Source organism: Tetragenococcus solitarius NBRC 100494 (assembly GCF_001544195.1).
GTDB lineage: Bacteria > Bacillota > Bacilli > Lactobacillales > Enterococcaceae > Tetragenococcus > Tetragenococcus solitarius.
Genome location: NZ_BCPY01000029.1, coordinates 13,952 through 33,712 on the forward strand (window position 1 = coordinate 13,952; position 19,761 = coordinate 33,712).

At 36.3% G+C, this 19,761-nt stretch carries 21 protein-coding genes and 1 pseudogene; 19 read left to right on the forward strand and 3 right to left on the reverse strand.

All coding sequences use genetic code 11. The annotated features are described in order from the left end of the window. The first annotated feature begins 8 nt into the window (after positions 1–8). The 7 genes from TS1_RS08680 to TS1_RS08710 all read left to right on the forward strand — a co-directional run bounded on the left by TS1_RS08680 (position 9) and on the right by TS1_RS08710 (position 8,686). Complete coding sequence (locus TS1_RS08680; RefSeq protein ID WP_068709841.1) at positions 9–1,346, forward strand: PTS ascorbate transporter subunit IIC; 1,338 nt, start codon at positions 9–11, stop codon at positions 1,344–1,346. 13 nt (positions 1,347–1,359) lie between these two features. Further along, positions 1,360–3,354 (forward strand): transketolase, encoded by a 1,995-nt coding sequence (gene tkt / locus TS1_RS08685; protein ID WP_068709844.1) that lies wholly within the window; start codon positions 1,360–1,362, stop codon positions 3,352–3,354. 213 nt (positions 3,355–3,567) lie between these two features. Further along, positions 3,568–4,461 (forward strand): myo-inosose-2 dehydratase, encoded by an 894-nt coding sequence (iolE, locus tag TS1_RS08690; protein WP_068709846.1) that lies wholly within the window; start codon positions 3,568–3,570, stop codon positions 4,459–4,461. 31 nt (positions 4,462–4,492) lie between these two features. After that, positions 4,493–5,515 carry a Gfo/Idh/MocA family oxidoreductase gene (locus TS1_RS08695; RefSeq protein ID WP_068709848.1) on the forward strand — a complete coding sequence of 341 codons (1,023 nt, stop codon included), beginning with the start codon at positions 4,493–4,495 and terminating at the stop codon, positions 5,513–5,515. 183 nt (positions 5,516–5,698) lie between these two features. Next, positions 5,699–6,712 (forward strand): Gfo/Idh/MocA family protein, encoded by a 1,014-nt coding sequence (locus TS1_RS08700; RefSeq protein WP_083498276.1) that lies wholly within the window; start codon positions 5,699–5,701, stop codon positions 6,710–6,712. Between the two features lie 134 nt (positions 6,713–6,846). Next, positions 6,847–7,542 (forward strand): deoxyribose-phosphate aldolase, encoded by a 696-nt coding sequence (deoC, locus tag TS1_RS08705; RefSeq protein ID WP_068709851.1) that lies wholly within the window; start codon positions 6,847–6,849, stop codon positions 7,540–7,542. Positions 7,543–7,642: 100 nt separating this feature from the next. Continuing rightward, on the forward strand, positions 7,643–8,686 hold the full coding sequence (locus TS1_RS08710) for an alcohol dehydrogenase catalytic domain-containing protein (protein WP_068709853.1): 1,044 nt from the start codon (positions 7,643–7,645) through the stop codon (positions 8,684–8,686). A gap of 94 nt (positions 8,687–8,780) precedes the next feature. Here TS1_RS08710 and TS1_RS08715 read toward each other — a convergent pair whose 3' ends face one another. After that, complete coding sequence (locus TS1_RS08715; RefSeq protein WP_083498277.1) at positions 8,781–9,560, reverse strand: MurR/RpiR family transcriptional regulator; 780 nt, start codon at positions 9,558–9,560, stop codon at positions 8,781–8,783. A gap of 127 nt (positions 9,561–9,687) precedes the next feature. Between TS1_RS08715 and pfkB the strand changes: the two genes are divergently transcribed. The 4 genes from pfkB to lacD are packed head-to-tail and all read left to right on the forward strand — an operon-like array spanning position 9,688 to position 13,488. After that, the gene (pfkB, locus tag TS1_RS08720; protein WP_068709856.1) at positions 9,688–10,614 is read left to right on the forward strand and encodes a 1-phosphofructokinase; all 927 of its coding nucleotides are present in this window, start codon (positions 9,688–9,690) and stop codon (positions 10,612–10,614) included. 6 nt (positions 10,615–10,620) lie between these two features. Beyond that, on the forward strand, positions 10,621–12,051 hold the full coding sequence (locus TS1_RS08725) for a PTS fructose transporter subunit IIC (RefSeq protein ID WP_068709859.1): 1,431 nt from the start codon (positions 10,621–10,623) through the stop codon (positions 12,049–12,051). After that, a complete protein-coding gene (locus TS1_RS08730) occupies positions 12,051–12,509 on the forward strand; it encodes a fructose PTS transporter subunit IIA (RefSeq protein WP_068709860.1) in 459 nt (152 codons plus the stop codon). Before TS1_RS08725 ends, TS1_RS08730 begins: the two co-directional genes overlap by 1 nt. Positions 12,510–12,525: 16 nt before the next feature. Continuing rightward, positions 12,526–13,488, forward strand: a complete 963-nt coding sequence (gene lacD, locus TS1_RS08735; protein WP_068709862.1) for a tagatose-bisphosphate aldolase — start codon at positions 12,526–12,528, stop codon at positions 13,486–13,488. Positions 13,489–13,788: 300 nt separating this feature from the next. Here the strand turns inward: lacD and TS1_RS08740 are convergent, their stop codons facing one another. After that, positions 13,789–14,043: a Txe/YoeB family addiction module toxin gene (locus TS1_RS08740; protein ID WP_068709864.1), complete on the reverse strand. Its 255-nt coding sequence runs from the start codon at positions 14,041–14,043 to the stop codon at positions 13,789–13,791. A gap of 28 nt (positions 14,044–14,071) precedes the next feature. Then, a complete protein-coding gene (locus TS1_RS08745) occupies positions 14,072–14,320 on the reverse strand; it encodes a type II toxin-antitoxin system Phd/YefM family antitoxin (protein ID WP_068709866.1) in 249 nt (82 codons plus the stop codon). Positions 14,321–14,742: 422 nt separating this feature from the next. Here TS1_RS08745 and TS1_RS08750 point away from each other — a divergent pair, with 422 nt between their 5' ends. The 8 genes and pseudogenes from TS1_RS08750 to TS1_RS08775 all read left to right on the forward strand — a co-directional run. Further along, positions 14,743–15,174, forward strand: coding sequence for a PTS sugar transporter subunit IIA (locus tag TS1_RS08750; protein WP_068709868.1), 432 nt, complete (start codon positions 14,743–14,745; stop codon positions 15,172–15,174). Positions 15,175–15,205: 31 nt separating this feature from the next. Further along, positions 15,206–15,631 (forward strand): PTS system mannose/fructose/N-acetylgalactosamine-transporter subunit IIB, encoded by a 426-nt coding sequence (locus TS1_RS08755; protein WP_245610119.1) that lies wholly within the window; start codon positions 15,206–15,208, stop codon positions 15,629–15,631. Further along, positions 15,628–16,413, forward strand: coding sequence for a PTS mannose/fructose/sorbose/N-acetylgalactosamine transporter subunit IIC (locus tag TS1_RS08760; protein ID WP_068709871.1), 786 nt, complete (start codon positions 15,628–15,630; stop codon positions 16,411–16,413). The genes TS1_RS08755 and TS1_RS08760 overlap by 4 nt, the downstream gene beginning before the upstream one ends. Beyond that, the gene (locus TS1_RS08765; RefSeq protein WP_068709873.1) at positions 16,410–17,228 is read left to right on the forward strand and encodes a PTS system mannose/fructose/sorbose family transporter subunit IID; all 819 of its coding nucleotides are present in this window, start codon (positions 16,410–16,412) and stop codon (positions 17,226–17,228) included. Before TS1_RS08760 ends, TS1_RS08765 begins: the two co-directional genes overlap by 4 nt. A 1-nt stretch (position 17,229) precedes the next feature. Then, entirely contained in the window at positions 17,230–17,532 is a 303-nt protein-coding gene (locus TS1_RS12720; protein WP_245610120.1) for a tyrosine-protein phosphatase, read from the forward strand. Positions 17,533–17,544: 12 nt separating this feature from the next. Then, positions 17,545–18,267, forward strand: a pseudogene (locus TS1_RS08770) (tyrosine-protein phosphatase); the annotation flags it as partial. A 15-nt stretch (positions 18,268–18,282) separates the two neighbouring features. Further along, positions 18,283–18,453: an HTH domain-containing protein gene (locus tag TS1_RS12415; RefSeq protein ID WP_169792367.1), complete on the forward strand. Its 171-nt coding sequence runs from the start codon at positions 18,283–18,285 to the stop codon at positions 18,451–18,453. 63 nt (positions 18,454–18,516) lie between these two features. Further along, positions 18,517–19,761 (forward strand): BglG family transcription antiterminator (locus tag TS1_RS08775; protein WP_217994589.1); only part of this gene is annotated, 1,245 nt, incomplete at its 3' end.

A 19,761-nucleotide genomic window follows, 5' to 3' on the forward strand; every position in this document is an offset into this window, starting at 1 on the left:
GGAAATAGATGAATTTCATTTATAGTTTTTTTAATCAGCCGGCAATTATTATCGGGCTTATTGCTTTTATTGGTTTAGTTGCGCTAAAAAAACCAGTGACAAAAATTATTACAGGTACTGGAAAAACGGTGATTGGATTTCTTATTTTATCTAAAGGTGGAGATATCATCTCTGAGGCTCTAGATACTTTAGGGCCTGCTTTTGAGGATGCCTTTAATGTACAAGGAGTAATCCCGGCAAATGAAGCTGTCATTGGGATAGCAGAAAATTTGCTAGGAACAGAGATGAGCTTAATCATGGCTTTTGGTTTTATTATGAACATTTTGATCGCTCGGTTGACTAATATTAAATATATTTTCTTATCAGGGCATCATATTTTGTTTATGTCAGCATTGTTAGCCGCAGTGCTTGGTACCGCAGGTTTTTCAGGAGTAGAACTTGTTGTGATCGGCGCTTTTTTGTTAGGCTCATTTATGGCCATTTCTCCTGCCATTGTTCAGCCCTTTTATCGTAATGTGACAGGAAACGACAACATCGCCATGGGTCACTTTAATGCAGCTAATTATGCGCTTGCCGGCTGGATTAGTAAATTAGTAGGAAATAAGGAAAAATCGACAGAAGATTTGAAAATTCCTGAAGGATTAGGATTTTTTAGAGATAATACGATTTCTACTGCTATCGTTATGATAATTATTTATGTTCTTACCTTCTTGTTTGCTGACAGCTCAGTAATTACTGAAATGTCTGATGGAGATAATATCATTATGTTTGCCATTACCCAAGCGCTTACTTTTACAGCAGGTTTTGTTATTGTATTACAGGGTGTACGTATGATGTTAGCAGAAATTGTTCCTGCCTTTAAAGGGATATCTGAAAAAATTGTGCCAGATTCTAAACCAGCTCTGGATGTTCCCGTCATTTTTCCATATGGTCCTAATTCTGTTTTGGTAGGTTTTGTTTCTTCTGTTGTTGGTGGCTTTCTGATGTTTTTGCTCTTACCAGCACTTCATTTGCCAGTGATTATTCCCGGTCTAATCCCGTTATTCTTTGTAGGAGCTGGTGCCGGCGTACTAGCAAATGCGACAGGTGGTAGAAGAGGAACAATTATTAGCGGCATTATTAATGGTGCGCTTTTGATTTTATTACCGGCTATTTTGCTACCTCTACTTGGAGACTTAGGCTTTACTAATTCAACATTTGGGGATTCTGATTTTGCTGTTGTTGGAATTGTACTGGGTTATTTTTATAACTGGTTTGGCAAAGTCGGGATTTATGGAATCGTCGCTATTTTAGTGGCTTACTTTATTTATTCAGCTGTACGTCCAGCCAAGAAAATAGAAGTTTAAAGGAGATTATCATATGAGTACAAATTCTAAAAATGAACAATTAGCAATTAATACTTTACGTACATTGGCTATTGATGCCGTAGAAAAAGCAAGTAGTGGACATATGGGGCTTCCTTTAGGGGCAGCTCCAATGGCTTATACGTTATGGAGTAAACATTTAAAGATTAACCCAGAAGATCCGCAATGGTTTAACCGAGACCGGTTTGTTTTATCAGCAGGGCATGGTTCCATGTTACTATACGGATTATTGCACTTAAGTGGCTTTAATGTTTCAAAAAAAGATTTGCAAGAATTCCGTTCTTTTAATAGTAAAACGCCAGGACATCCAGAATGGAAACATACAGCAGGAGTCGAAGTGACAACGGGTCCTTTAGGCCAAGGGATTTCTATGGCTGTTGGTATGGCTCTAGCCGAGAAAAAGTTGGCGGCAACTATCAATGAAGAGCAAAATCAGTTAATCGATCATTATACGTATGTGTTGTGTGGTGACGGGGATTTAATGGAAGGTGTAAGTCATGAAGCTATTTCTTTTGCGGGTCACTTGCAGTTAGGAAAGCTAATCGTGTTGTATGATTCTAATCACTCTTCTTTGGATGCGGCTTTGGAGCAGTCCTTTTCTGATGATATCAAAAAGAAATTTGAGGCTGTACATTGGCAACATTTACTGGTCGAAGATGGACAAAGTATCGCTGCGATCGATGCGGCAATTAATCAAGCGAAAGAATCAAATCAGCCGACGGTTATCGAAGTCCGAACCACTATAGGTTATGGTTTACCAGAAATTGCAGGAACCAGCGATGCCCATAGTGATCCGGTGGGAGCAGAAAACGCCAAGAAAGCTAAACGAAATTTAGGTTGGTCATACGATGAACCATTCACTATCCCCAATGAAGCCTACGAGGCATTTGCAGATTTACAAAATAGAGGAAAACAATTAGAAGAAAAATGGGAGAAAAATTTTTCAAAACTTAAGCACAATAATCTTGAAAAAGCAAAAATATTGGAATATTTCATCGAACAAAAACTACCAGAAAACTGGTCTGAAACGTTGGGAGAGCTTTCTTTTTGTAGCGAACCCTTAGCAACACGTACGGCTTCTCATAAAGTATTGAATGCCTTACAAAAAGATATTCCACAATTGATCGGAGGAGCAGCAGACGTCAGTTCGTCAACAAAAGCGACAATTGATCATTCAGCTGCAATAACAGCTTCTGATTTTTCCGGTAAAAATATTTATTTTGGTGTCAGAGAATTCGGAATGGCAGCAATTGTTAATGGATTAGCATTACATCATTTTTTACCTTTTGTCAGCACGTATTTCATTTTTTCTGATTATATGAAACCAGCTGTTCGTTTAGCAGCATTAATGGGATTACCCGTAACTTATGTCTTTAGTCATGACAGTATTGCTGTCGGTAAAGATGGTCCCACACATCAACCTGTGGAACAACTAGCTGCTTTTCGTTCCATGCCAAATTTACAAGTGATTCGTCCGGCTGATGGTAACGAAACAGCGGCTGCTTGGAAGTTAGCTTTGAAACAAATCACGAAACCAACAATGCTGGTACTAGAAAGACAAGCCACTGCTCCAGTTACTCATTCTCTGGATCAGGCAATAGAAGGTGTAAGCCATGGAGGCTATATCGTCTCTGAAGTGAAAGATCCTGTGGGGATATTAATCGCTACCGGTTCGGAAGTTTCATTAGTTTTGCAAGCCCAAGCAGTTCTTGCTAAAGAAAACATTGCGGTGAATGTTGTGAGTCTTCCTTCTTGGGATCTATTTGAAGCACAAACAGAAGAATATAAAGAAAAAGTATTGCCTTCTCATTTAACTAAACGTGTAACAATAGAAATGGCTTCCAAATTAGGTTGGAGAGAATATGCAGGACCTGAAGGTAAAATGATGTCCGTCGATTCTTTCGGATTTTCTGGTGATCCTAAGGACGTAATGGATACTTTTGGATTTACCGTAGATAGTGTAGTGAACGAATTCAAATCATTGGTATAAAAAATAACATTTTTGCTTATAACGAGGCAAAGAGTGTCGATTTATCTCTGTAGATTGGATACAGAGTAAATCGGCACTTTTTGTATGGACCGATATGTAAAAATAGAGCACGATATATCATTTTTTTAAACATTTCGCCAATTTACTTAATGTATTTCTGATTTATATTATTTTATATTGATTTTAGTCGCTTTATTAGGAGGAGGGGAATAAATGATTAAAAGAGACAATATTCAGTTAGGCATTGCACCTATTGCATGGGTTGAAGATGACATGCCTGAATATGGCAAAGAAACAACTTTTTTACAAACCATTAGTGAAATTGCTTTATTAGGATTTGAAGGGACGGAAATTGGGGCGCTCTATCCAAGAGACACGAATATCCTTAATGAAGAATTAAACCGACGCAATTTAAAAGCAATTACAGCTTGGATTAGTCTTTACTTGTTAGAGCAGCCCTATTGGTTGAATGAAAGAGATTTTAGGGATCATATGGGCTTCTTAAAAAAGGCGGGAGCAAAAGTAATCAATGTTAGTGACCAAAGCTTTAGCATTCAACATCGTGCCCATACCTATTTTAAAAACAAACCTGAATTGACCGAAGAGCAATGGATTGAATTTACAGATAAACTCAATCCATTAGGGAAAATTGCTAAAGATGAAGGCTTAGAAATTGTCTATCATCCTCATATGACAACGACGGTTCAAACGGCAGAGGAAATCGATAAATTTCTACAATTAACCGATCCTGAAACTATCAGTATTATCTATGATACAGGACATTTAACTTTTTCCGGAGAAGATCCGGTCGCTGTTCTAGAAAAACATTTTGATCGTATTAAACATATTCATCTAAAAGATGTTCGAACAGATATCATGCAACAATGTATCGACAAAAAGTTAAGTTTCTTAGAATCCATTTTGGAGGGAGTATTTACAATCCCAGGCGGTGGTGATATCGATTTTCCCAAGATTTTTAACATTTTAGCAGAGCGAGAATATCAAGGTTGGTTGGTATTAGAAGCGGAACAGAATCCTTATGTTTATAATCCTCTTGATTATTCGCGTAAGGGAAGAGACTATATGTTGCAGTTTATTGAAGGTTAAATGAGATGAAAATTTTTAGGAGGAAATTTATATGAAGAAAAAATTGAGAATCGGACAAATAGGATTAGGACGTTTGGGGCATTACCATGCTAGAAATACGGCAAGATCCGTACCTGACGCCGAGTTAATTGCTGTCTGTGATATGGATGAAACAAAAGTGAAAGAAGTACAAGAAGAATTAGATATTCCCAATGGCTATACTGAGTTTGATGACATGCTAAAAAACCCGGATATCGATGCAGTGACAGTCATTTCATCCACTAGTTTACATGCAGAACACGTGAAAATGGCTTTAGATGCTGGTAAGCACGTCTTTACGGAAAAACCATTAGGATTTACTTTAGAAGAATGCAAAAAAGCTGAAAAAGCAGTGGAAGCCCATCCAGAATTAAAATTTATGATTGGCTTTATGCGTAGATATGATCATTCTTATCAACAAGCGAAAGAGAAAATCGATAATGGGGATATTGGACGTATTATCTTAGTCCGCTCCTACACCCAAGACCCGATTTGGAATATTGAGGGTGCCATTGCCTTTGGACCGCAATCAGGCGGACAATTTGTAGATATGAATATTCATGATATCGATCTGATTCGCTGGTTTACTGGTGGTGTAGAAGCTCGCAACATGTGGGGCATTGGCGGTATTTACGAATTTGAGGAGTACAAAGAATGGAACGATGGCGACAATGTCAGTTCACTTGTGCAATTTGAAGATGACACCATGGCGTTTATGTTTGCTGGACGCGCAGCAGCACATGGGACCAATGTAGAAACAGAAATTATTGGGACGAGAGGCACTTTACGCATTGGTTCCGTGGGAACAGATAGTTTGCTCGAAGTCATGAGTGAGCATGGTATTAGTCGTAAAAACTATACGGATTTCCAATTACGTTGGAAAGATGCTTATATCAATGAAATAAATGAGTTTGTCGATTGTGTTTTAAATGACCGTCAACCGGGAACCACTGTTTATGATGGCACGAAGTCATTGGAGATTGCCCTAAGGTTAAGAGAGTCATTTGAAACAGGAAAAATGTTACCAGCAAAATAATGGTGTGATGCGTATAGGTGTTCTAACGGTCTATTTTAGTCTCAAAAGTATTTTTTGGGGCTAAAAATTTAAAAAGACAACTATTGTGGAGTATGTTATTTTAGAGAAAAGAAGAAAATCGCTTTCATTATTATCTTGATAACAATATAAAATGCGAAAATGACAATAGTAGGAGGAATTGAATTGGAAAATAAATTGATTCGTGTAGGTGTGATTGGATGTGGCGCGATTGGCAAGGAACATATTGAACGGTTAACCAATGTTGTTCCTCAAACCAAAGTCGTTGCGGTATATGATTATGTTGATAAAGTAGCGCAAGATGTGGCAGAAAAATATGACGCTACAAGCTATGCCAGTGGAGAAGAATTGATTCGTAGCGATGAGGTTGATGCCATAGTAGTCGCTTCGACAGATGATACCCATGCAGGTTACGCTATGGAATGTTTGAAACAAAACAAATATGTCTTTTGCGAAAAGCCGCTTGCCTTGACTGCTAAAGAATGTGAAGAGATGATGGAAGTGGAAGCTAAACAAGGACATCGTTTACTTCAAATGGGCTTTAACCGTCGTTTTGATAAAGGTTATGTGGAAATGAAAAAGGCGATCGAAGAGGGCGAGATTGGTGCTCCTTTAATGATTCATAGTGCCCATCGTAATATTTCCCAAGCCCCTGGATTTGAAACCGATTATGCCATTACAAGAGTGGCGATTCATGAAATTGATATTAGCCGTTGGTTATTAGGCGATGAATACGACGAAGTTCAAGTGCTTTCTGTAAAACAAAGCAAACGAACCACGGGCGATTGGCTAAATCCACAATTAATCATGTTTAAAACAAATTCTGGCCAACGGATTGATGTCGAAGTCCAAACAGATGGCGCCTATGCTTATGACATCCAATGTCAAGTGGTTGGTGAAGCAGGGACATTAGACTTGCCAGACCCAGCTACCGTCGTTAAACGGGAAAACCAACAAGTTTCTTATGGCTTAGGCGACCATTGGGCAAGCCGATTTTCTGATTCTTATAACGAAGAATTTCTCGGATGGGCCACGGGGATTCTGAAGGATCAATTAGTAGGTGCTAGCACTTGGGATGGATATGCTTCTTGTGTCACTTCAGATGCGTTAATCAAATCAAGAGAAACTGGTAAACCAGAAAAAGTAACATTGATGGAACAGCCGGAAATTTATAAATAGTTTTTCTCTAAATTATATAAGCAAAAAAGCGCTAATTTACTAGTTAGCGTTTTTTTACTTTACAATAATTAAATGTAACGAACTAAAATAAATGTTATGATGTAAGCGAAAACAAGATTGGGAGGAGAATATTAATGACTATAAATTTAAGCGTAGAACAACTTGCTGAAAAAATTGACCACACATTATTAAAGGCAGATGCACAGGAAGCTGGATTTGAAAAATTATGTCAGGAAGCACGTGAATATGGATTTAAAATGGTAGCGATTAACTCGGCACCGGTTACTTTATGTAAAAAATTATTGAAAGGCAGCCCAGTTCATGTTGGCGCAGCCATCGGTTTTCCTTTAGGACAAACAACGATCAAAACAAAAGCGTTTGAAACCAAAGAAGCAATCGAAAATGGGGCGGATGAAATTGATTATGTTATTAACATTTCAAAACTAAAAGATGGGGATACAAACTACATCGAAGAAGAAATGCAAACCATTGTAGATATCTGTAAAAATAATGATGTTCTTTCAAAAGTTATTTTAGAAACGTGTTATCTAGAGGATGAAGAGAAAAAACAAGTGTGTAAAATTGCCAAAAAGGTTCGACCTAATTTTGTTAAGACTTCTACCGGATTTGGGGTTGCAGGTGCTACAGTAGCCGATGTGCAATTAATGAAACAAACGGTGGGTGATCAGGTGAAAGTAAAAGCTGCAGGTGGAATTCGTGATTTAGAGGCTGTTAAAGCAATGATAGAAGCTGGCGCTGACCGCTTGGGAATGAGCGCTAGTGTCAAAGTAATTGAAGAATATAGAGCAGAAAGAGCAGAAACTAGGTGATTAATATTTGTATTATTGACATTGGATAAGTGGACTTGATTAAGGTTGACCTCATGACTAAAACAATAGTTTGAATATTTATAACGAAAGGACGAATCGCATGAAAGCAGCACAGCTTTACGGCAAAGAAAAAGTACGAGTGAGCGAAGTAGACAAACCTGAAATTAATGAAAATGAAGTTTTATTAAAAGTAAAAGCGGCTTCACTTTGTGGGACTGATGTTCGTATGTATAAAAATGGACATGAAGGAGTCGATGAAAAGCACCCATTAACATTAGGGCATGAACTTGCTGGTGTGATTGCGGAAGTTGGTACAAAGATTACTTCCTATAAGGTGGGACAAAGAGTTTCTGTCGCTCCTAATATTGGATGTGGCGTCTGTGACCAATGCGTTAGCGGAAACACACATCTTTGTGCAAATTATCAAGCCTTCGGTATTAACCTTTCAGGAGGGTTTGCTGAATATTTAAAAATACCAGAAAAAGCTGTTCAACAAGGAAATATCACACCTTTAGCAGATGAAACCTCTTTTGAACAAGCTGCATTAATCGAACCATTTAGTTGTGTATTTAATGGACAAAATATTGCTAAAGTTTATCCTGGAGATACGGTTTTAATTATTGGTGGCGGTCCGATCGGGATTATGCATGTGATGCTGGCTTTTAGCCAGGGAGCGGGTAAAGTAATTTTAACCGATCATCATGAAGACCGTATGGCAGCAGTCAAAAGAATTTTACCCCAACTGATAACTTTAACAAGTGAAAATTTAGCGGATAAAATTACAGCAGAAACAAAAGGCCAAGGCGTTAATTTGTGTATTGTCGCGGCGCCTTCACCCGAAGCGCAAACAGAAAGCTTACAATATATGGCAACTAATGGTCGCTTACTTTTCTTTGGCGGATTACCCAAGGGCCGCGAAAATGTTTCTTTAAACACCAATCTTCTACATTATAAACAACTTCGAATTTTTGGTTGTACCAGAGCTAGTTTGTCATCTTATCGAACTTCTGAAAAGTTAATTGCTAGCGGACAAGTACCTATTGAACAATTAATTACGAAGCGATACCTATTAAATGATTTTAAACAAGCATTAGAAAACGCAGAAAAATCAGTTGGATTGAAAAATGTGATTGTGTTTGAGTAATAATGCTAAAAATAAAGAAAGAATAAAAAATCATTATCCAAAAAAGCCCGATATGTAGGGTGATTAAACTCTCATTTAAGATAGAATGGGAGATTTAATTTTCTCCCACTCTCAACGCATACGAATCCAACAAAACCCTAGCTAAAATAGCTAAAGGTAACCTCGAACGTACTTCATAATCTGGAAAGAAAGATCCCTCAGATTTAAAGCCAACAAAAGGAATCTCAATCAAATTGATTAGACTTGAATGACGACTTGCGGTTAACAAAATTGTACCAATTTCCAGTTGGTAACAATTTTTTGCTGCAGTGACAAGTTCTTTTGTTTCTCCATTCAGGGAGATGAAAATAACAACGTCATCTTTTGTTAATTTTTTACTCATTGTTTTAATAATCTCCGGATCGGCATGTAGTTCACAATATTTTCCTGTAAGTTGAAATTTGACCATCATTTCTTGCGCGGTCATTTCAGAAAAACCTCGTGCGAAAATAATCACTCGTTTTGCCGCCTTGATTCGTTGAATGGCGTCTTCAATATTTCCAATTTCAATCATATTGATGGTTCGGGCGACTTCTTGTTCATTTTTTAAAATAGCCGTACGTATTCCTTGATCGACTTTATCTAAGGCGGAAAAATTAATATCTTTATAAGACATTTCTTTTAAGTGATGTTTAAAAGCTGTGAATCCTTCATAGCCTTTTTTCTTCATTGTGCGGACAATAGTCGCAGTTGAAACATTTGCCAGTTCACTTAACTTCACAATGGAGTAATTAGGGATCGTTTGGATATTCTCTTGAATAAAATCCCATACATATTGTTCTGAATCGCTTAGCTTGTTATCCATTATGCTCACTCTCCTCGTCGTTCCTATCATAATATGAGATATCCGTTTCGTCTATTGTTATTAGAAAAGAATGTAAAGGTTTTCTTTTTAATCCCTCGATTTAGAAAACATTTACATATCTATACGTTGCATAATAAAAATCAAGGAGGAAGTGATGATGGCATTTTATACTTGCACTTTAAATCTAGCGATTGATTTATTTATTGAAACTGACGAATTAAAGCCTTTTGTCGTCAATCGAACAAAAGATGATGACATTCAGGCAAACGGTAAAGGTGTGAATGTTTCTCTTATTTTAAAAATGTTAGGAACTGATAGTACAGCACTAGGTTTCCAAGCTGGTTTTACTGGAAATTTCATTGAAGAATTTTTACAAGAAAAACAAATCAATGCTGATTTTGTTAAGGTTCCAGGATTCACTCGTATCAATGTTTTTACTCAAGTAAATGATACAAAAGAGGAATATAAATTAGTAAATAAAGGACCGACCATTTCGGATGAAGCTATTCAAAAGTTGTTGGTACAAATTCGTAGTTTACAAGCTGGAGACTATTTATGTGTTTCTGGAAGTTTTCCTCAGGGAGTTTCTTCGTCGGTTTTGGTAGACATTGCTCAAATTTGTTATGAAAGAAAAGTTCATTTAATTATTGATAGCAGTTATTTGGATGTGATGGATTGTTTGAAATATCAGCCTTTTTTGTTAAAACCGAATGAAGAAGAGTTAGCCTTGTGGTTTGATACTGAAATTCATTCGCAAGATGATTATGTTTATTACGGGAAGGAGTTATTAAAGGCAGGTGCAGAAAATGTATTGATTTCTTTAGGCGCGGATGGTGCTGTTTTATTGAATAAGGAAGGCATCTTTTTTGGAAATTCTCCTAAAGGCGAAGTCGTTAATACAGCGTGTTCTGGGGATACTTTGCTAGGGACATTTTTGGCAGGAATTTTGAAAGAGAAGAATACAAAAGAAAATTTAAAACTTAGTTTAGCCGCTGGAAGTTCAACTGCTTTTCGTAAGGGATTAACAGATTTTTCAGACGTCGATGAATTACAAAAACAAATTACAATTCAAAAAGAGGAGTGATCTATCATGGCAAAGTACCAAATTGTGGGAGCGACAGGTTGCCCTACGGGGATTGCCCATACTTATATGGCGCAAGAAGCGTTAGAGCAAGCAGCTAAAAATAAAGGTGTAACCATTAAAATTGAAACTCATGGACAAGTGGGCATTGAAAATGAATTAACTCCACAGGAAATCAAGGAAGCAGACGCTGTGATCATTGCAGCAGATAAAGATGTACAAAAAGAGCGCTTTGCGGGCAAACGCGTAATTAATGTCGCTGTAGGAAAAGGAATTAAAGAAGCAGATCAATTAATTGCCGACGCACTGGCAGGAAAAGGAACGATTCTAGAAGGGGATAGAAAAGAAGAAAAAGCAGAAGAAAATGTAACAGAAGAGACAAAGCAAAAAAATAGTATTGGCCGCGATATCTATAATAACTTGATGAATGGCGTTTCGCATATGTTACCTTTTGTCGTTGCTGGCGGGATTTTGATGGCGGTTTCCTTTGCCATTTGGGGAGTTTATTCTGCAGACCCTGACAGTTCACAATATAATGCGACCGCTGCCATGATTAAAGGCGTTGGAGATATGTCGATGGGCTTGATGGTTCCTGTTTTGTCTGCTTATATCGCAGAAGGAATTGCGCAACGTCCGGGATTAGCTGTTGGTTTTGTAGGTGGATTAATCGCCAATGACGGCGGAACTGGCTTTTTAGGCGGGATCTTGTCTGGTTTTCTAGCAGGCTATTTCATGCTAGCTTTGAAAAAACTATTGGAAAAAATGCCGAAATCATTAGATGGCTTAAAGGCGATTTTCATTTATCCAGTTATCGGGGTTTTTGTTGTTGGCGTAATTATGTCTTTATTGAGTGGACCTATGGAAGCGATCAATCAAGCGATGATGGACTTTCTAGTTAACTTTGAAGGCTCTAATCCGCTCATTTTAGGTATTATTATTGGCTGTATGTCCGCTTTTGATATGGGAGGTCCATTTAACAAGGCCGCTTACGTTACTGGTACTTTTCTTTTGGCCCAAGGAAATACCACCTTTATGGCAGGTGTTTCAGCCGCTTGTATAGCACCTCCATTGATTACTGGCTTTGCTATGTTATTCTTTGGAAAATATTTTGATAAAAATGATCGAAATGCAGGATTTGTTAATTTTATCTTGGGGTCAACCCATATTACTGAAGGCGCCATTCCTTTTGCAGCTAAAGATCCGTTACGTAATATTCCAATTTTCATGCTAGGTTCTTCCATTGCTGCTGTATTGACATATATGTTCAACGTACAAGTTCCAGCGCCCCATGGTGGATTCTTGGTTTTACCAGTAGTTACAGGAAAAGCTGCTTGGGTATTTTCCATTTTATTAGGGTCCATTATTGCAGGGTTGCTATTTGGTTTTAAACAAAAAAGAGCTGCAGAAAAAAATAAGACAGCTGAAAGTGAGGTAGCATAATGCAACAGTACATTAAAGAAGAAAATATTTTTTTAAACCAGGATTTAACAACGCGAGACGAAGTGTTTGAATTTTTAGCAGAACAAGCAGTAAAAGCAGGTATTGCCACTGATGAAAAAGCAGTTTATCAAAAGTTCAATGAAAGAGAACAGGAAAGTACAACTGGTATGATGGATGGTTTTGCAATTCCTCATGCTAAGGATGAATTAATCAAAGAGGCTGAGGTCATTATTGTTTACCCTCATGCAGGGATTGAATGGAATAGCATGGACGGTAGCCTTTCCAAATATATTATTGCTTTATTTGTTCCCGATACAGAAGCTGGCACCACGCATTTAAGTCTTCTATCTACATTAGCGCGATTGTTAATGAAAGCTGATGTTACGGATAAATTAAAAAATGCTACATCAGCTTCTGAAATTGCTGACGTATTGAATTCAAACATTGCTCAATCATAAAAGGAGATAATTACGAATGAATAAACAAGAACACTTGCAACAACTGATGAATGAAGATGGCGTCATTAGTGCTTTGGCGATTGATCAACGTGGCGCCATGAAAAAAATGATCGCACCTTTCAAAGAGCCGGCAGCAGATGATATTATCGCTTTTAAAAGTTTAGTTGCAACCGAGTTGACGCCATATACTTCTTCTATTCTATTAGATCCTGAATATGGATTGCCTGCAGCTGGAAAGAAAGCCGGTACGAGTGGCTTGTTACTTGCTTATGAAAAGTCAGGCTATGATACAACTACGCCAGGACGCTTACCAGATTTATTAGATATTTGGTCAGTGCATCGCTTGAAAGAAGCCGGTGCAGATGCTTGCAAGTTCTTACTTTACTACGATGTGGACGAAGATGAATTCATTAATAACCAAAAGCATGCCTTTATTGAACGGATTGGTGCCGAATGTGTAGCAGAAGATTTACCATTCTTTTTAGAATTAGTTTCCTATGATGCTTCTGGCATAGATGTAAAAAGCGCCGAATATGCGAAGGTAAAACCGCATAAAGTGAATGAAATGATGAAAGAATTTTCCGCTGAAAAATATCATGTGGACGTATTAAAAGTAGAAGTTCCAGTGAATATGGCTTTTGTTGAAGGTTATAGTGATAATGAAGTTGTTTATAGCAAGAAAGAAGCAGCACAATATTTTGTCGAACAATCGCAAGCCACGCACTTACCTTTTATTTTCTTAAGCGCCGGCGTATCAGCTGAACTATTTCGTGATACCTTGCGTTTTGCTAAAGAAGCCGGATCGACATTTAATGGTGTCTTATGCGGCCGGGCAACTTGGGCAGATGGCGTTCCTGTTTTTGTACAAAATGGTGAACAAGCCGCTATTGAATGGTTACAAACACAAGGTAAACAAAACATTGATGAGTTAAATGAAACATTGAAAGCAACAGCTACGCCGATGAAGTTAAAAAAATGATTACTGTGAAGTTAATTCATAGTAGCCAGTTTTTTATAGGGGTAAGTAAAATAAGCACATTACTCAGGCAAACTTATGAGCTTATTTCTTTTTAACCCCACTAGTTTGCTGAACTTATGTGCTTATTTCCTTTTTAGCTCACTACTTTCGATTACTTATATGCGCTTAGCAGGGTCTAATTTTACTTCTAATCAATCCTTAAGCATTTATTTAATAAAGTGAGGACAAAATTGAAATTTACCTCTTGATAAGAAAAATAAAGACTAAATAAAACTTTGCAATATCAGTTTTATCTAGTCTTTATAATTTTGGTATATCCTTTTCATAATGCGACCATGTTGCTAAAATTATGACTTCTTTATCTTTTTTATTAACTGAATAAACAACTCTATGTTTATTATTTATTCTCATAGAGTAAAGCCCTCTACTTTTTGGACTTAATTTTTCTTGTTTTCGGACATTTGCAAAAGGATTTTCTTTTAACGTATCAACAATCTCATCGAAGTCTTTTTTTAATCCGGATTTCTCAAGTGATAGAATATGCTCTTTTTTTATAACTCTATGCTTTTAACTCTCCAAACACTCATAGTTCTTCAAAATCATCTTCTGCAGAATTATCCATCAGATCAAAGACGTAGTCTAAGGTATCAGTTTCACGCAGATAAAGCTCTTCCTGCATTCTTTCATATTCTCTTTTGGAAAGCATAACAACACCTTCATTTGTACCTTCGTTACTATTAATTGTAATTTCCAACGGAGTGTTGTCTTTATTCACTTTATCAATAGTTCTAAATAAATCCTTTCTGAGATTTGTTCTTGTTATTGAATCCACTTTAAACACCATCCTTATATGTACATTGTATGGTACGCTTTTGATTTTGTCAGTTTAACAGGGAGTTATTTGGAAAAAGTATTTAGAGAATCTTTTAATTATTTACAAAAGAAAACAATAGTTATTATAAAATATATTATTTGCTATCCAATATCAAAATGTTGAATAGCGAATTGAAGAAATACTCTTCAATAAAAATGATTTATACGTTTTTATTTTTTGGGTAATGAATCGATCTTGTTACTTTTTTATTGAAGAAACTACTTCTCCAATTAAAAATTACGGTCTAATTGGGTATATTTCACTATATATAGTGAAATATCGATCGTTGAAAACGATTTAATAATTTTTATAATTTAGCTATAACAAGTAATTGTTTAAATGAATGAAATGGTTGGTGAAAAAAGAAAGGAGAAAGTGAAATGGCAGAAACTGTTGGAATTATTATCATGACACACGGTAATTTCGGTAAGGCAGCAATGGAAAGTGCACAACTGATTGTGGGTGAGCAAGATAATTACGATACAGTTAGCGTTTTTGTTGTTGATAACGTAGAAAAATTAAAACACGAATTATTCGATAAAGTCAACCAACTTGATACAAGTAGCGGACTTATTATATTTACGGATATTGTAGGAGGTACGCCCACAAATCTAGCTAGTGAATTATTAACACGCGAAGATGCTTTAGTGGTTGCAGGAGTGAATTTACCCGTCTTACTAGAGGTATTCACAAACCGCACAAAAGATATTTACTCTCTTAAAGAAATAATTACCAACGCTTATGGACAGGGTTTATTTATACGAACAAATGAAGATTTAGAAGGAGAAGATGACGATGAGTATAGTCTTTAGTAGAATAGATGACCGTTTAATTCATGGATAAGTGGTAACGACTTGGGCAAATATGCATCGAATTGAACAAATTATTATTTTAAATGACAAGGTTGCAGGGGACAAGACGCAAAAGAATATTTTAAAAATGTCTGCCCCTCAAGGGATTAAGGTACAAGCATTCCCAGTAGAAAAATTTGGCGAAATTATTAAGAAAAATGAGATTACTCGCCGTACGATGCTTTTATTTACAACGAGTGTGGATGTATTGAGAGCAGTAAATGCTGGCATTCCGATTGATGCGCTAAATGTTGGCGGTATGCGTTATCAAGAAGGCAGACAACGTTTGTCTAAAGCATTAGCGGTCACAGAAGAAGAAAAACAAGCTTTTCAAAAGTTGCTTGATGATGGGCTAGATATAACTGTTCAGATGGTACCAAATGATGAAAGGGTCAATCTAAAGGAGGTTATCCAATGATTTCTGCATTATTAGTTGCTTGTTGGGCAGGAATTTGTGCGATTGATGATATTGGAACACAGGTATTGCGTAGACCTTTACTGATTGCTCCGGTGGTTGGATTAATTATGGGAGACCTACAAACATCGCTTTATATTGGTGCCACATTAGAAGTGATGTGGATGGGGATCGGAAATGTTGGGGCATATTCTGCTCCAGGCATTATTTCTGGTACTGCTATTGGCACTGCCTTAGGTATAGCTTCTGGTGGAACAGCAACTGCTGTAGCGCTAGCTGTTCCTACATCATTGTTAGCACAACAATTATTAATCCTTTATCGCTCGACAATTACTTATTTAAATCCAATTGCTGATCGAATTGCTGAAACGGGTGATTTTTCCAAAGTTTTTCGAATTAATTACATCCCTATGCTTATTGCCTTTTTGGTTCGAGCTGTTCCCACTTTTCTAGCCATTTATTTTGGTGCTGGTGCGATAGACGCGGCTGTCGAAGCTTTACCTGATGCGATAATGGATGGCTTAAGTGTTGCTGGTTCAATTATCCCTTCCGTCGGAATTGGTTTATTAATGTTGATGATGATCAAAAAAGGGGAGCTTTGGATGTTCTTAGTAGCTGGCTTTACCTTAGCGGTTTATTTGGCTCTATCTGTATTGCCGATTACCTTAATTGCTTTACCGATTGCATTTATTTATGATTTAGCAATAAAACAATCTCCCCAAGCATCAGCACAAAGTGTAGCAACCGATACAACAGATGATGAAGAGGAGGAATACGATCTATGAGTACTGAAAAGATGACAATTACAAAGCATGATTTGAATCGTGTTTTTTGGCGTATGCAGTTATTAAATGTAACGAACAATTTTCAATCACTGCAAGCGATCGGTTTTTTATCTAGTTTTGTTCCTGTTCTAGAACGTTTATATGAAGGACAATCAAAAGAATTAAAAGCAACTGCAATGAAACGACACCTCGAATTTTTTAATAGTCATGTCAATTCTGATGCTTTGATTCTAGGCATTGCAGCTGCTATAGAAGAAACAACAGATGAGGAAGAAAAACAAACCGTTACGGATGTAAAAACGGGACTTATGGGTCCTCTTGCAGGTATTGGCGATAGCATTTTAAAATTTACCTGGTTGCCAATTTGTGGCAGTATCGGCGCCTCTTTAGCGTTAAACGGGAGTATTTTAGGACCTATTGTTATGTTTTTACTATATAATGTAGTTAATGTGTCTATTAAATATTATGGCATTCATTTGGGATATACTAAAGGCATGGAAATGATTGAAGGCACCGGTGGTAATATCTTGCAACGTCTGTCCAATATCGCTAATATTGTTGGTTTAATGGTTGTTGGCGCGCTTATTGCGTCAGTCGTAGATGTAAATGTTGTGGCTAAAATTTCTGCGGGTGATAATGTCATTGAATTTCAAGAGATGTTTGATCAAGTAATGCCGGGGTTGTTTAGTCTGTTGATTACTTTTGCTGTGTACAAAATTTTAAAGAAAACAAATGGAAAACATGCGCCTTTATTGATACTTGCGATTATGATTTTATCAATTCTTTTAACTGCGACTGGCGTTTTAGGAGAATGATATGAAAAATAGATATAAAGTAGAACAGACCAGAAAAAATTATTTTCATTTTGAAATACCTATGACTAACAAAGAACGAGAAGTAGAAGTATTTTTGATAGAAAATTCGCAATCAAAGTTTTTATTAAAAACAAAACAAGAAAATTTTGATATTGAGCTAAATGAACTTTCTCATCGTCCTTACTTTTTGATTAAAACAGAAGAAGACCAGTATATTACAGCTGAACGAACTTTGCCTATTGAAGGTATGAATAATTTTAGAGATATGGGAGGATATGAGACTAACTCAGGAAAAACGGTATAGTGGGGAAAACTATATCGTTCCGATCATATTTATAATGCAACAGATAAAGGGATTGCTTACTTACAAACACTGGGCATTCATACTATCGTTGACTATCGTAGTAATGTAGAAACGCAAAAATACCCCAATAAGAAAATTGATGAACACGTAAAAACCTATCAGATAGATCCGTCTGCGCATGCTGCCGAATTAGCGGCTCAATTTCAATCTTCTAAAGAAGATGAAGATATAAACTTAATTAATGAAATTATTGAACAAAAAGAAAAAGGAACTTTAGTGGACCATAGTAATGTTGTCTTAACTCAATATCGTACTTTTGTGACTAAAAAAGAGTCACAACAAGCTTTTTCTAAAATGCTACAAATTGTTGCTGATCCTGACGCTCCCGCTGTAGTACAACATTGCAGAGGAGGAAAAGATCGGACCGGTTTTGGTTCCATGCTTGTTTTGGGAACATTGGGAGTGAAAAAAGAAGATTTAGTCGAAGATTATCTTTTAACTGCAAAAAATCGGATCAAAAGAAATCAGACGAAAATGGCAGGGTATAAAAAATTGACAAGTGACCCAGTCGTGTTGAATCAACTGTATTCTTTTATTGATACCAAACCAGAATTTATTGAAGAATCGATTGACACGATTAATAATCGTTACGGCTCTATTGAAAACTACGTAAAAAAAGAATTAAAATTAACCGAACAAATGGTTCAGCAAATGAAAACAATGTATCTAGAATAGCGCGGAGGGAAAATCGTGAGTTTTGAAAATACAGAAGAACTTCGTATTTTAGCAGATGAACCTAGGCTGCAATCTTTATTTCTCCTTCTTTTTCGTCAAGAAGGTTATTTCACCAGCATGCAATTAGCAGAAGAATTAGGGGTGACTTCTCGAACGATTAAGTCTGACGTTTTATCTTTAAAATAAATATTTTGCACAGAAGAAGTATTTATTACTTCTAAGCCATCTAAAGGTTATAAACTAGAAGTAATGAATAAAGAAGTTGAAAACAAAATCAAACAATTTTTTCAAATTTACCCTTCAATATTAAGTGAAGGCGAGTTTGATCGTCGCGTTCGTTATATTATTCGTCGGCTTCTGTCTTCTGAAAAACCTGTCAAAGAAGAGGATATACAGGCAGAAATTTCTGTTAGCTATTCTTTAAATCATGAGATGCAAGAAGTCAAAAAAATGCTTGCAAAATACGATTTATATTTAAAAATACGCCCTCATTATGGCATGTATATTGAGGGCGCTCTATTCAAAAAGATTATGCTTGCTGTTCGCATGTATCGGTATTTTGATAAAAGTAACAATCATGATTTCGGGATTAAAGCTTATAACCAACTATTTGACTGTGATGAGCTAGAAAAATCCGCAATAAGTAGGACGTTTTATGAAACGATCATTCATTCACGAATTGTATTTTCCGATATTAATGCAGAGCGTTTTATTATCTATTTATTATATTTTTGTAATTGTAAGCTACAAAAAGATACTCTTCATTTGTCTTTACCAATAATCGATTTTGACTACTGTGCAACGGATGAGTATGAGCTAGTTGTGGAAGTGTTGCAAAAATTAAAAATCAAATTTAAGGGTTTTGACTTTACGCCAGAGGTTATTCAATTTTTGACCTACGTAGCTATTTTTAGTACAGATTTATATCGTTTTGTTGATTGCAGCAAAGAAAATTATAATACACTGATCTTTCTAGCAGAAGAAATAAGAAACTTTATTTTAAAGGGAGTTTCTCAATATTTACAGATGGATGTTTTTGATGATTATACTTGCTTAAAAGATCTATTAAAAATTATGATCCCAATTAGCTTAAAAATAAAATTGGGCGTTTCTGATAGTATTGATTTACGCTATAAAGATATTAAAAATGAAGGGACGCAATCGTTAATTCGCTATTATAGCTCATTAGTCTATCAGGACTTTTTTCGAGTTTACCATTATTTATTTTCCAAAAGAGAACAACAGCTTATTTTTTCAACGATCCTTGGGGCAATTAATCGAATAACTTTAAGCCATCGCAAATTACGCTTAGCGATCATTGCTATCGATGGGCGCTTGGCTACACAACCTTTGAAATTTAATTTACAACATTATTTTTCGGAATTTATTGAACGGATTGAAACCAAAGTTTTGTATGAATTAGAAACACTAGAAAATCAGAATTTTGATTACTATTTGTGTTCTGATTATGGAAAAAAATTAAACCCAAAATTT